Source organism: Gardnerella sp. DNF00476 (assembly GCF_049262735.1).
Lineage (GTDB): Bacteria > Actinomycetota > Actinomycetes > Actinomycetales > Bifidobacteriaceae > Bifidobacterium > Bifidobacterium vaginale.
This window is the reverse complement of record NZ_CP058401.1, coordinates 587,483-601,991: the sequence shown is the minus strand read 5'-3', so window position 1 is coordinate 601,991 and position 14,509 is coordinate 587,483. Positions and strand designations below refer to the sequence as shown.

The following is a 14,509-nucleotide window of genomic DNA, read 5'->3' as shown; positions in this document are numbered from 1 at the left end:
AGTTAGTAGACTAATTTTCGATTTTCATATACGACTGAATAATATGGGATAATTATATGTACAATTTAATAATAAATTAAGTGCTAAATACAAAAAGTAAGTTTATTTTTATATTATGAATACCGTTGTAATGTATTTTTAGCTAATAAAGTCATTGTCGGAATATTAATCTTTTTGCAATAATACAAAAGCTTTACCGGCATGTTGCAAGCATGTTGGTTGTTGTAGTAAGTCTTGTTTATGCGATGATAATATATTTGATTTTTTCCCTGAAGAGTCTTAATGATTTGCAATTACTATATCGAATGTCAATATTGTTTTTAATTTTTCTTATTCGACAGAATTCAATAAGTTGATTAATTTTTAGACAAATTCTACCAAGGTAAAGTACATAAATATTATATTTATATATTTTGTAAATATTTTTCGTTGGCAATATGCTGATGTGAAAATATTAAAGATAATTGCGATCTGGCATGTATATAAGTGAGGATTTGTGATTTATGCTGACTTTACCATCAATCTTAATATAGTTGTTGATACAGTATTTTTCCCACGATGTCGGTATAGATGAATGTTTTTTACTCGCTATGCTGCTATTTTTTAAAAATGTCGGTATAGAATGCGATTTTCTGTAAACTATGACGACATTTTGCTATTTTGTGGATTTTGGGGGGATATTGTTATGGTTTTTGATGATTGATAGAGTGTTTGATATTGGGAGTGAGGCAAGCGATGTTTAGGAACGTAATGGCGATTGAGCGTGCTCTTGGAACGGGGATTATTATCTCTAGCAGCAAGCCGATTTCGCAGCGCGTGCAGAAGCGGATTCGCGCTTTTGTTGACGAGTACGAATCGGTGCTTTCGCGCTTTCGCGCGGATTCGCTTGTTTCGCGCATGGCTTGTGCGGATGATGGCGGCGATTTTGAGTTTCCAACGTGGACGCAGCCGCTTTTTACGCTTTATAGTGAGTTTTACGCTGCTACGCACGGTGCTTTCGACGCGTGTATTGGTGCAGATTTGCTTGCGCTTGGCTACGATAATTCCGTGCAATTCGTTCCGCAATCGGCAGTTAGTGCGGGTAAGAATGAGAATAGTAGCAGTGACAGTTGGTCTAACTACCGCCGCGCTTTGCCAGTTACGTGGGGGAATATTTCGCGAGATTGCGGCAGCGCAACGCTTCGCACCAATCAGCCAGTGCAGCTTGATTTTGGTGCAGCTGGAAAGGGCTATTTTGTAGATCTTGTAACACAGATTATTAAAGAGGAGCTTAGTGGCGATTCGCCTTCGAATAGCGATTCGCGTGCCGATTTTGATTTTTTGGTTAACGCTGGCGGAGATATGCGCGCTTGTTTTAGCGAAGAGAATAATCAAATAAAAGTGGCTCTGGAAAATCCGTTTGACACAACTCAAGCAGTTGCAGTGGCATCAATCGCAAGCGGAGCGTTGTGTGCGTCGTCTAGCGCAAGAAGGCGTTGGAAAGTAAAAGACACAAGTTATTTAGGCAAAGATGCAAGTGGCTTTGAGTCTAATTTAATTGCGACTCACTTGATTAATGCGCTTGATGGCATTCCTGCTTGCGATTTATGCGCAAGTTGGGCGTATGTGCCTAGCAAAACTTGCGATTTTCCAACTGCTTACGCTGATGCGCTCGCAACTGCGTTGTTTGTATCGCAAGAAAACAATTTGCAAAAAATCGTGCAAACCACCAGTGCTGAGTTTGCTGTAATGCTGACAAAGCATGCGCTTCGCAAAACACGCGCCTTCCCAGCGCACTTTTTTGCGGAGTGATGCTGAGTAATGCTGAATAATTCCAACTAATGCCCAATAATGACTATGTGAGCTAGCTTGCTTGCAAGAATCGAAGCTAGACGCAAACAATACGGTAGCGTTGCAATCAGCTTCCACTTTCAAATGTGCATAGTAAAATTGTAAAATAAATTTTACTGTAAAGTAAAAAATTGCAGAGAAGGAGATTGTGTGTAATGTCTTATAAAACAGTTGATTCTTTAATGCGACATCTTAGAGATAGCGGCTTAATTATTTCTGGTAGTGTACAAAAAAGACAACTAATAAGTACTGGATATTTGGGTTATAGGCCAAAAGACCTATAACCCAAATTTTTTACTTGGCACTGTTAACTCAACCTTAAGCCCACCATGTTTGCTTCTGCTTATATCAACCGTTCCGTTATGAGAGCTAATAATCTGTTGAACAATTAGCAGACCCAAACCATGCCGTTGCTCTACAGTACTTGTATCGCAAATCATATAGTGCGGTGCATGATTAAGCTTTTCGATTTTTTCATCTGAAGCACCTATACCATTATCCTCAACGCAAATAATACAATTGTTATTATTTGCAGCAACGGATACATAAATCGTACACCCATTTTCATTATGAGATATGCTGTTCTGAATAAGATTAGATATTGCTCGTTTTAATAAATCTTTGTCTACATTAATATTGCAAACAGTCAATTTAGCATCTGTTTCCCACTTAATCGAAAACTCATCTTGCATACCCATATTCATAAAATCCACAACAACTTGCCTAACAACAGCAACAATATTTTCTTCTTTTTTCATAATGGGTTGCATATTATATTCAAGTTTTGAAGCCAAATTAAGGTCATTAATCAAATTCTTCATTCTTGCACTTTGCTTAATAATCATCGTCGCTTTTTTACGATCTTCTTGCGAAATATGGAGAGAATTTTCTAACTGTCCCGCATATCCCATAACCATAGATAACGGAGTACGAATATCATGCGAAACTCCAGCTATCCAATTCGCTCTTGCAGTCTCCTTTTTTCTCAATTGTTCTTTTTGTATTTGCAAAATATCGGAAGCAGAATTTATGTTAGATGAAATTTCTGAAAGCGCTCCTGTTTCTGGAATATGCACGCTTTCTCCACTAGATAAACGTTGTATCCCTTTTGTAATCGGATTAATTGATTTTAGTAGTTTTATATTAGCTATTAAATAAATTCCAAGAATAAGCAAAATGTTGATGAAGAATACGCTTAAAACAATCTGTGGAAAATTTGAGATTAAACTGTAGTTCCAACTTGGTTGCGTATGTTTCCAAAAGCTTTTGTGCGGAAATCCGACTACGACAACTCCATTCTTATTATCACCAGTGTAAGTTGGATAACCATCAATGTAGCCAACGCTCAAATTAGCTACATCAGACAAAGTATAATCGTTTGGAATAGTTGCAGGAACGTCTTTTGTTTTCCATACGACTCTTAACGTATTATTATCAATCAAAATTGCCCATGCGCCAGAATTTGTCAATTTGGAAGACATATTTTTTGATAATACATAATCCCCACTTGCGGATAATTGTAATGCTTCTCCCGTCTCTTTTGCTATGTTATAGGGAGACATCTCTTTATCGGGTGCGTAACTCCCTATAAGTACAACAAACGCAATAATATTCATTAATACTATGAGCACAGTGCTTAGTAGAAAAATACTTATAAAGCGTTGTATTAGTTTTGGTATGCTTTTCATTCTGCTTTACTCCACAATCAGCTTGTATCCTAAACCTTTTACTGTTACCAATGAAACAGGCTGCGATGGATTGAGTTCTATTTTTTCTCTTATACGACGTATATGCGCCATTAAAGAATTTTCATATCCAAAAGGATTATCACCCCATGCAGCTTCACATAACGCGTCAATTGTTACGATACGTCCCGCATTTCTATATAAAGCAGAAAGCAAATCGTGTTCTTTGGCTGTAAGTGGAATATGTTCGTTATTTTTTATTACTTCTGCAGAAGAAAAATCAATCTGACTATTTTTCAGTTTAACAATGGGATTTTCGCTCTTGTAGCTTCGTCTTAAAATTGCCATAATGCGAAACGTTAGCTCTTTTGGAAGAAACGGCTTTACAATATAATCATCTGCTCCTAAGTCAAATCCCTTAAACTTATCTTCATCCTCACCGCAAGCAGTAAGAAACAAAACAGGACAATCACTATATTGTTTTATCTTCTCCATTAACTCAAATCCATTACCGTCAGGGAGCATAACATCAAGTATTGCTAATTCTGGACGTAATGTTTGTGTTGCTTCTACAGCATCTTTCATGCTTTTTGCAGTAGTTATATTATGAAAACCGTATTCGTTTAATATGGATACAACCATATCTAAAAGTTCCTGCTCGTCATCAACAAGCAGAATATGCTTGTTCAACAAATAATCATCCTGATTCATGGAGCGCCCCCTAACATATATTATGCCATGTGAATATTCATTTTTTGACCTCGCATAAAAATGTAAGGTAGATGTAAGGTGAAGAGAATGTTGTAGAAAGGTTGACGCAATATCATAAATCCTGAAAGGAGATATTGCCATGAACAATATTGTTACAACAGAACATTTAACAAAAAAATATAAATCATTTACTGCTGTTAATGATGTTTCACTTCATATTCGAAAAGGTAGCATTTATGGCTTTCTTGGGCCAAATGGAGCTGGAAAATCTACAACAATGAAAATGCTCCTAGGACTTACAGCTCCAACAAAAGGCGTATTTACAATCGACGGAAAGCGGTTTCCTGCTGACCGCATACCTATTTTGAAAGAAATAGGCTCGTTTATTGAATCCCCATCTTTCTATGCAAATCTAACAGGTAGAGAAAATCTTGACATTATACGTCGTATTTTAGAACTACCTAAGAGTGCAGTTGATGACGCATTAGAATTAGTAGGTCTTTCTGAGTTTGGAGACCGTCTTGCAAAAAAATATTCACTTGGCATGAAACAAAGGCTTGGTCTTGCTGGAGCATTGCTTGGTAGACCACCTATTTTGATTTTAGATGAGCCAACAAATGGACTCGATCCATCTGGTATACACGAAATCCGAAATCTAATTAAGTCGCTTCCAGATTTTTACGATTGCACGATTCTTATTTCTTCTCATATGCTATCCGAAATTGAGCTTATTGCAGATGATATTGGAATACTTAATCACGGACACTTACTATTTGAAGGTAGTTTAGATGAACTACGACAATACGCATTACGATCTGGTTTTGCTGCCGACAATTTGGAAGATATGTTCCTATCCATGATTGATAAAGACAATACACTCAGGAAGCAGAGTGCAAGACTATGAAAACGCTTGTAATCGAACTAAAAAAATGCAAGAGAACTGGTTTTATAGCTCTTATGATTGCTATTGGCATTATGGGAGCAGCGTACGCTTTTGTGAATTTCATTGTACGAAAAAGTACATTATTAAACCTGCCTTTAGCTCCTATGGATATTCTCCTTACACAGCTTTACGGCATGATTATGGTGTTAAACATGTTCGGCATAATAGTCGCCGCATGCATTATCTACAACATGGAATTTAAGGGAAATGCAGTAAAAAAGATGCATATGCTTCCTATGAGTGTTCCTGCTATGTACCTATGCAAATTTATTCTGCTGACTGTTCTATTACTAATCGCTATTTGCATACAAAATTTAGCACTTGCAAAAATCGGTGTAACAGATTTGCCACAAGGCACGTTTAATGTAAGTACTCTTATATCTTTTGCTGCATATTCATTTATTACGTCAATGCCTGTATTGTCCTTTATGATTTTTGTATCATCACTATTTGAAAACATGTGGGTGACGCTTGGAATTGGTGTAGCAGGATTTTTAAGCGGCATGGCATTGGCTTCGTCAGACATCGTGCTTTTTATGGCATCACCTTTTATCGTTATGCTAAAACCAGCAGTTGCCATGAGCGCGCAACCTAATACTACGGTCGTAATCGTATCAATAGTTGAAACACTTCTGTTTTTATGTTCTGGATTGTGGACAGCTAAGAACCTGCACTACGAATAAGGAGATTATGAAAATGAGATTTTTTGAACTTCTTAGAATCGAATTTAAGAAAGTAAAGCGTAGTAAAATTATTCCTTTGATTTTTATTGCGCCACTAATTGTGGTTGGATCTGGTGTAGCAAGCCTTCATAGATACTTCACTCCAGAATATACACACGCATGGGCTGCTATGTTTATTCAAAGCGCATTAGTCTATTCATACTATTTGCTTCCTCTTAGTATGATTGTTATTTGTGTGATGATTGCCGGACGAGAAACAAGCAATAACGGAATACTAAAAATGCTGGCACTGCCTGTTAGCAGATACGCGATTTCTGCTGCAAAATTTTGCGTACTGCTATTTTATTTGCTTATGGAAATGGTCGTATTTTTTGCCGTATTCGTTATAGCAGGATTGTTTGCAACCAGTAGCACAGGAGTTACAGAAACGCTCCCAATTATGTATCTACTAAAATGGTGTTTAGATCTGTTTTTGACTATGATTCCAAGCGTAATAGTCATGTGGGCGATTACTGTTCTTTTTGAAAAGTCAATGTTATCCGTTGGATTAAATATACTTCTTGTGATTCCTGGCGTATTAATAGCAAATACTCCACTTTGGGTAGTTTATCCTTATTGTTACAGCGGATATATGGTTTCCCGCTCTCTACATGCAGTTACATCAACAGGATTAGGAAACGGATTTAATCTTATACCATTTTTGCCATGTGCAATTGCAATATCTGTGTTTGTATTTTTGATTGCAATAACACAATTTGGCAAAAAAGAGATGAGATAATAAGGGGTACTAAATAACAATGCAGTGAAATAACAAATGCAGATGTGACTTGCAAAATCGCGTATAAGTTTTTAGCTATACACGAAACGCGTAAAACGTTCAAAACGCAGTATGGAAATAAATAGAACAAAAACAAAAAGCTTTCGGTTTTGAATGCCCCTAGTAGCAAACAAAACCGAAAGCAACACATTCAACACTCAAAACCCCCACACGCACAACAAACGCCAACACAAAGACGATTCCGGGGTTATAGTCCAAAGGGGGTTATTTCCCGAGATAAAATCTCGTTGCAAGCAATACGAATACTATCGCTGCTGATTGTGCGCGTTTACAGTAGAATATTAAAGAACGCTTATTTAATTAGCTTATATATTGCGCATGCGCTTGCACGAATTGCACGAATAGGGAGCAGCAGAATGGACACTCGCAAAGAAGAAGAACGCGCGGAATTGCATCGCACGATTTGGAAGATTGCCGACGATTTGCGAGGTTCTGTTGATGGCTGGGACTTCAAAGCATACGTGTTGTGCACAATGTTTTATCGCTATATTTCCGAGAATTTATGCGATTATATTAATAAAGATGAGCACGAATCTGAAGGCGGTGATCCAAACTTTGATTACGCAAAAATAAGCGATGAAGATGCCGAGCCTCTTCGCAGTGAAATGATTAGTGAAAAAGGCTTCTTTATACTTCCTAGCGAGCTGTTTTGCAATGTGCTTAAGAACGCTCCTCAAGATAGTGATTTAAACGAAACGTTGAGCCGCGTGTTCCGCAATATTGAAGCGTCGTCTCAAGGCACTAAGTCGTCTGGTGATTTTAAGGGATTATTCTCCGATTACGATGTGAATAATATTAAGCTTGCAGATACTGTTGAAGGCAGAAATAAGCGTTTTGTTAAGTTATTGCAAGTGATTAGTGAGATGAAGCTTGGCAGTGTAAACAACAACGTGATTGAGGCTTTTGGTGACGCTTACGAGTATTTGATGGGCTTGTACGCTTCTAACGCTGGAAAGTCTGGTGGCGAATACTTTACGCCTGCAGAAGTTTCAATGCTGCTCACGCGCCTTGGAACAGTTGGAAAATCAAGCATTTCCAGCGTGTACGATCCCGCGTGCGGATCTGGGTCGCTTCTGCTAAAGGCCAAAAAAGTGCTAGGCATTGAAAATATTAATGGCGGTTTTTACGGTCAAGAAAAGAACGTTACTAGCTACAATTTGTGCCGAATGAACATGTTTTTGCACGACGTGAATTTTAACAAGTTTGAGATTACTTGCGGCGATACTCTTATAAATCCGCAAATCGATGCTAATAAAAAGTTTGAGCTAGTGGTTTCTAATCCGCCTTATTCCACGAGTTGGGAGGGGGATTCTAATCCGTTGATGATTAACGATCCTCGTTTTGCTCCAGCTGGAGTTCTTGCTCCAAAAAGCAAGGCAGATATGGCATTTGTGTTGCACTGTTTAGCGCATCTGGCGGAAGATGGTGCTGCTGCTATTGTTTGCTTCCCTGGGATTATGTATAGAGGCGGAGCCGAGCAAAAGATTCGCCAATATTTAGTTGAGCATAATGCTGTTGATTGCGTGATTCAGCTTCCGAGCAACTTGTTCTTTGGTACTTCGATTGCTACGTGCATTATGGTTTTGCGTAAAAACAAGCGGAATGATACTTCTGTACTGTTTGTTGATGCGAGCCGAGAGTTTGTAAAGTCAACGAATAGTAACAAGCTTTCGGACGAGAATATTGAGCAGATTGTTAAGTGGTACACTTCTAGGCAAGATGTAGAGCACATTGCGCACGTGGCATCTTTGGAAGAAGTGGAATCCAATAAATACAATCTTTCCGTTTCCACGTACGTTGAAGCAGAAGATACTCGCGAAAAGATTGATATTACGGAGCTTAACGCGCAAATTGCGTCGGTTTGCGCTCGCGAGCAAGAGCTACGCGAACAGATTGAGAAGATTGTAAGCGAGATTGAAGCTGGCAGCGTTAACTTTGATAATAGCGAGGTGGCTCAATGACTAGCAGGCTTGAGGAGTTAATCGCTGAGCTTTGCCCGAATGGTGTGGAGTATAAGGCACTCAAGAAGTGCGTATTTAAAATTGATAATATAAAGTGGAAGAATTATAACGGGAATGATAAAAGTTATATAGATTTAAGTTCTGTAGATATAGATAGACATATTGTAATTTGTTATCAAAGTATCAATGCAGTATCTGCACCTAGTAGGGCTCAACAGATAATTAAAAAGAATGATGTACTTTTTGGCACAACTCGTCCTATGTTAAGAAGGTATTGCATTATTGATGATTTATATAATGATGAAATTTGTAGTACGGGTTTTTGCGTTTTGCGTGCTAACCCTGATGTAGTTCTGCCTAGATGGATTTACCATATCATCAGTACTAATGATTTCTTCGCATATATAGAAAATAATCAAAATGGGGCTAGTTATCCATCCATAAGTGATTCATTAGTAAAAGATTTTGAAATCCCAGTGCCGCCGCTTGAGGTTCAATCGGAGATTGTGCGGATTTTAGACACATTCACAGAGCTTACAGCAGAGCTTACAGCAGAGCTTACAGCAGAGCTTACAGCTCGTAAAAAGCAGTACGAATACTATCGAGATACCTTGCTTACATTTGACGATAATAATCCTCTACACTCGCTTATCTCACGCTACTGCCCGAATGGTGTGGAGTATAAGAATCTTAAAGAATTAGGTTCGTTCTTTGGCGGATTAACTGGTAAAAATAAGAATGATTTTGTTGATGGAAATGCTCGTTATATAACTTACAAAAACGTGTATTGTAATGCGGCTGTAGATTTCTCTGCAAATGATTTTGTTAAGGTTTCTGATGGTGAAAAGCAAAATGTTTTACAATATGGTGATGTAATTTTTACTGGCTCCTCTGAGACTCCTGATGAATGTGGTTTTTCATCTGCTGTTACATGTCACCTAAATGAAGAAGTATATTTAAACAGTTTTTGTTTTGCTTTTAGGTTCAATGACGTAAGTGTAATGAATCCTGATTTTTCCAAGTATCTGTTTCGTTCAACCGCGTTGCGTTCTCAAATAAAGCGAACTGCTAACGGTGTTACGCGATTTAATGTATCTAAAGCATTAATGAGTAAAGTAACAATCCCCGTTCCACCTCTAGAAGTTCAGCATCAAATAGTACAAATTCTGGATCGCTTTGACGCACTTTGCAATGATTTAACTCAAGGTTTGCCTGCAGAAATCGAAGCTAGGCGCAAGCAATACGAGTACTATCGAGATCAACTCCTAACCTTCAAGCGTGCGTAATGTAGTTATGCACAATTTATGTAAAGTAAACTATAAAAGCGTATTTAGTATTACAATTTACATAAATTACATTTCTAGTGAGACTCGCCGAAGAGATTGAGGAGGTAAAAAATGTCTGATAGACTTGCTGATAACAGCAGCCCCCTAAGCCTACTAACAGTGCTCAAACCTGGGGGTTCTTCTTGTTTTTCAGCTGATTCAAAGCCTCCAAAATCTATTGACGATATGATTCAACTCATGAAAACTCGAGAATTAGTAGTTACAGATGAAAATAATTTAAAAAGTATGCTATATAACTGCAACTACTATAGATTATCTGGGTATTTTCGAGTGTTTCAAGTCGATCCTTCTTCTGGCAATAATCAGTTTAAGCCAGGCAGCAAAGATGTTGATTTTCTTGTGCCGTACAAAATGGATGAAGAATTGCGAACAATTATTCTTAAAGGTACCGCACAAGTAGAGTTAACATTAAGATCTAGATTTGCATATCACGTTGCAAACTCTGGAGGAGCATATACATACCTCAATTCAGATTCGTATATTAAAAAATCTAACATAAGCATAAATAATCTTTTATCTAATATGAATAAATGGCTGGAAAAATCTAACGAAGTTTGTATAAAACATTACAAGAGTAAGAAACAACCTATACCAATATGGGCTGCCGTTGAAGCTTTTCCATTTGATACTATTTCACGAATGATTTCTTTGTATAAAGATACTAATGTGTTGCGAAAACTTTTTGATTCAATGGGGTTAAAAACAGAAATTCGTAAATCTTCTGAAGCAATCCATTCAATAGTTTACTTGCGTAATTTGTGTTCTCATCATTGTAGATTATGGTATAAGGAAACTGTAATATCGACTCCTTCAATTCGTGATGTTAAAAATTCTTCTTTATTAAATGGTTATACGGATAAATCTATTGCTGCAGCATTAGTAAATTTAATGTATTTAGTATCAAAAATAGAAAACAATCATAATTATGAGACTGAAATAAAAGATTTTCTGAATAAAAATGAAGAATATAAAAATGGGATATTTAACCATTTACATTGGAGATAATTTAAATTTGTAGAATATGCAATGCGTTATGTGAGTAAGTAAGAAAGAAGGAAGCAAAATGAAAATCGTGTTAGAGAATCAAGATAGCACTGTAATGTCTACGTTTACGCCGAGCGCGCGCAACGACGGCAGTTATCAAAGCGAAGCACAACTCGAAGAAGAGTTTATTAACATTTTGCAATCCCAAGGCTACGAGTACGCTCACATTCACAACGAGAAAGATCTTATAGCAAACCTTCGCGTGCAAATCGAAAAGCTCAACGACTACCATTTTTCGAATGACGAGTGGGAAAGATTTTTCAAAGAAAATATTGCAAACGGCACTGACGATATAGTTAAGAAAACAGATACTATTCAGCAAGATAACGTTAAAATACTCAAAAAAGATGACGGCACAGATAAGAACATTACTATTATTGACAAAGAAAATATTCACAAGAATATTGTGCAAGTAATCAACCAGTATGCTGTCAACGCAAACAATAATGCAAACAATAATGATGCAAATGGCCCTGCGCGTAGTAATCGTTACGATGTGACTGTTCTAGTAAACGGCTTGCCAATGGTTCATACTGAGCTAAAGCGCAGAGGTGTGCCTATTAGAGAAGCGTTCAATCAGATTAACCGTTATGCTCGCGACTCATTTTGGGCTGGAAGCGGACTATTTGGATACGTGCAAATTTTCGTAATCTCAAACGGCACTGAAACAAAGTATTACTCCAACTCAACTCGAAATAATGCTTACAGAGAGCAGAAAAGTAAAGGATCTAGCAAAAGCACAACAAGTAACAGTTTTGAATTTACAAACTATTGGTCCGATGCTCAAAACACTATAATCTCCGACTTATGCGATTTTGCTAAAACCTTCTTTGCAAAGCACGTAATTCTTAACATTCTTACAAAATATTGCGTTTTTAATGCAGAAGATTGCTTGATGGTTATGCGTCCATACCAGATTACTGCAGCAGAAAACATAGTGAATCGCGTAAAATACATGTTTGCTAATGCGAGCAAAACGCCAGCATCAGAGCGTCAAAAGGGTGGTTATATTTGGCATACTACTGGATCTGGCAAAACGCTAACCAGCTTCAAAACATCGCAGCTAGTAAAAGCTTTGAAAGACGCAGAAGGCAATAATCTTGTTGACAAAGTTTTGTTTGTTGTAGACCGTAAAGATCTTGACTATCAAACAATGAGAGAATACGACAGGTTTGAAAAAGGAGCCGCAAATAGTAACACTTCAACAGCTGTACTTACAAAACAGCTAGAAGACAATACGGAAGAATGCAGGCTTATTATAACCACTATTCAAAAGCTTAGTAGGTTTATAAACAACAACCCAAGTCATGAAATTTACAAAAAGCGCATAGTGTTTATTTTTGACGAATGCCACAGAAGCCAGTTTGGAGGCATGCACGCGGATATTGTAAAACACTTTAAAAATGCTCTGCTTTTTGGGTTTACTGGCACGCCAATTTTTGAAGCGAACGCTGCTGGCTCCGACGCTACGCATCTTTCTACAACCGAGCAAACCTTTGGACCGTGCTTGCACACGTACACAATCATTAACGCGATTAACGATAAAAACGTGTTGCCATTCCGCGTGGAATACGTTGCTACTGTAAAAACGTCGAGCGAGCTTGAAAAAGCAACCGACGAATTGGTTAAAGATATTAATCGCCCTGAGGTAATTAAGCACAAAGATCGCGTGCATAATGTTGTTCAATATATTATTGAACATTTTACTCAAAAAACGTATCGCAACGAGAAAACTTACAAGTACAAGCGCATTATTAACGTTAAAGAACTTGCTGCAGATAAGCATAATACTTTAGAGACTAAAAAATCTTCTGAATCAGTTGACGTAAACGGCTTTAATTCAATCTTTGCTGTTGCAGACATTCCTCTTGCAAAAGCGTATTACAACGAGTTCAAAAAGCAGCAGCAAAATCTGCCTCCAAGCGAACGCTTAAAAGTAGCAACTATTTTCAGCTATGCAGTAAACGAGGGCGAGTCAGATTCTTCGGCGTACGCCAACGGCATGGGTTCTCTTGGAGAAGAAAATTCCGAAAGTACTGCAAAGCTAGACGCAAATTCGCAAGAATTCTTGGAAAGCGCAATAAAAGACTATAACGAAATGTTTAATACTGCGTATGATGCGTCAAATAACAAATTCCAAAACTATTACAAAGACGTTTCAATTCGCATGAAAAATAAGGAAATTGACGTTTTGATTGTAGTCAACATGTTTCTAACTGGTTTTGATGCAACAACTTTGAACACGCTTTGGGTAGATAAAAATCTTCGCATGCATGGGCTTATTCAAGCATTTTCGCGCACAAATCGAATCTTAAATTCCGTTAAAACATTCGGAAACATTGTGTGCTTTAGGGATTTGAGTTATAGAGTTGACGAAGCGGTAAGTCTTTTTGGAGATAAAGATGCGCAAGGTATTGTGCTTTGTCCTACGTTTGAGCAGATTTACAACGGTTACGTTGACGCTAAAGGAATTGAGCGTTGCGGATACAGTGATTTAGTAAATGAGCTTATGGAAAAGTATCCGCTGCAAGGCTTCGACATTGTTGGAGAAGAGAATCAGAAAAAGTTTATATCGCTTTTTGGTAATATTCTGCGCTTGCGTAACCTGCTGAAAGCTTTCGATCAATTTGAAGGCAACGAGATAATCAAAGAGCGCGATATGCAAGATTACTTGGGGCATTACCAGGATTTGCATGAAGAGTGGAAGCGCAAAGAGCAAAAAGGCGAGATCGCCGACATTACGGATGACGTTGTGTTTGAGATGGAGCTTGTGCGCCAAGTAGAAGTAAATATTGACTACATTTTGATGTTAGTAGAACGTTACCATAGTAAGCATTGTAAAGATAAAAATGTTCTTGCTTCTATTAGGGTGGCGATTGACGCTAGCCCGCAGTTGCGTAGTAAAAAGAAGCTTATTGAAGGGTTTATTGCGCAGCTTAACGAGAAGGAGCTTGGGAAGCTTGTAGATTCTGAAGGTAACATTACTATTTACGATTCTAACGGCAACAAGTTGAGTATTGTTGATTGCTGGAGCGAGTATGTTGAGAAAAAGTATAATCATGATTTGGCGCAACTTGTGCAAAGTGAAGGATTAAACGATGCTTTGACTCGCAAGTTTATGGAGAAATCTTTTAGCGCTGGCGAAGTAAGTGAGCTTGGTACAGACATTAATGATTTAATGCCTAGAATGAGCAGATTTGGCGCTGCGGCGATTGCGCGCGCTGAGAAGAAAAGTCGCATTGTAGAAAGTATGAGAAACATGTTTAATGAGTTTGTTGGGCTTATTGGCTTTTCTCAATACGATTCGCAAAAAGATTGATAATTATCATTATCAATATCATTTTTGTAATATTTGCGTGTTTTTTGCGTCTAACTATATCAATCTACTTGATATATCGATATTATGTTCATGGGGTTACTTGCGAAGCGACTTTAAACAGAATAAAAACGGAAATACAAACCGTGCAA

At 37.7% G+C, this 14,509-nt stretch carries 10 protein-coding genes; 8 read left to right on the top strand and 2 right to left on the bottom strand.

Going from position 1 to position 14,509, the window contains the following annotated elements; all coding sequences use genetic code 11:
• The first annotated feature begins 750 nt into the window (after positions 1-750).
• Positions 751-1,791: an FAD:protein FMN transferase gene (locus tag HXT25_RS02430; RefSeq protein WP_415707033.1), complete on the top strand. Its 1,041-nt coding sequence runs from the start codon at positions 751-753 to the stop codon at positions 1,789-1,791.
• A gap of 317 nt (positions 1,792-2,108) precedes the next feature.
• Here the strand turns inward: HXT25_RS02430 and HXT25_RS02425 are convergent, their stop codons facing one another.
• Together HXT25_RS02425 and HXT25_RS02420 are read right to left on the bottom strand one after the other, a co-directional pair.
• Positions 2,109-3,518 (bottom strand): sensor histidine kinase, encoded by a 1,410-nt coding sequence (locus HXT25_RS02425; RefSeq protein ID WP_004138681.1) that lies wholly within the window; start codon positions 3,516-3,518, stop codon positions 2,109-2,111.
• A 6-nt stretch (positions 3,519-3,524) separates the two neighbouring features.
• Positions 3,525-4,226, bottom strand: coding sequence for a response regulator transcription factor (locus HXT25_RS02420; protein WP_004573677.1), 702 nt, complete (start codon positions 4,224-4,226; stop codon positions 3,525-3,527).
• A 139-nt stretch (positions 4,227-4,365) separates the two neighbouring features.
• On the opposite strand from HXT25_RS02420, the gene HXT25_RS02415 reads away from it, so the two are divergent.
• From HXT25_RS02415 to HXT25_RS02385, 7 genes are all read left to right on the top strand, one after another.
• Positions 4,366-5,130: an ABC transporter ATP-binding protein gene (locus HXT25_RS02415; protein ID WP_004116219.1), complete on the top strand. Its 765-nt coding sequence runs from the start codon at positions 4,366-4,368 to the stop codon at positions 5,128-5,130.
• On the top strand, positions 5,127-5,852 hold the full coding sequence (locus tag HXT25_RS02410) for an ABC transporter permease (RefSeq protein ID WP_004138748.1): 726 nt from the start codon (positions 5,127-5,129) through the stop codon (positions 5,850-5,852). The genes HXT25_RS02415 and HXT25_RS02410 overlap by 4 nt, the downstream gene beginning before the upstream one ends.
• A 13-nt stretch (positions 5,853-5,865) precedes the next feature.
• Positions 5,866-6,630, top strand: a complete 765-nt coding sequence (locus tag HXT25_RS02405) for an ABC transporter permease (RefSeq protein WP_004114222.1) — start codon at positions 5,866-5,868, stop codon at positions 6,628-6,630.
• Positions 6,631-7,046: 416 nt separating this feature from the next.
• Positions 7,047-8,651: a type I restriction-modification system subunit M gene (locus HXT25_RS02400; protein WP_075038444.1), complete on the top strand. Its 1,605-nt coding sequence runs from the start codon at positions 7,047-7,049 to the stop codon at positions 8,649-8,651.
• Entirely contained in the window at positions 8,648-9,937 is a 1,290-nt protein-coding gene (locus tag HXT25_RS02395) for a restriction endonuclease subunit S (protein ID WP_422118638.1), read from the top strand. Before HXT25_RS02400 ends, HXT25_RS02395 begins: the two co-directional genes overlap by 4 nt.
• A gap of 111 nt (positions 9,938-10,048) precedes the next feature.
• Complete coding sequence (locus tag HXT25_RS02390; protein ID WP_075038442.1) at positions 10,049-11,002, top strand: Abi family protein; 954 nt, start codon at positions 10,049-10,051, stop codon at positions 11,000-11,002.
• Between the two features lie 58 nt (positions 11,003-11,060).
• Positions 11,061-14,360 carry a type I restriction endonuclease subunit R gene (locus HXT25_RS02385; protein WP_422118637.1) on the top strand — a complete coding sequence of 1,100 codons (3,300 nt, stop codon included), beginning with the start codon at positions 11,061-11,063 and terminating at the stop codon, positions 14,358-14,360.
• The last annotated feature ends 149 nt before the right edge of the window (positions 14,361-14,509 follow it).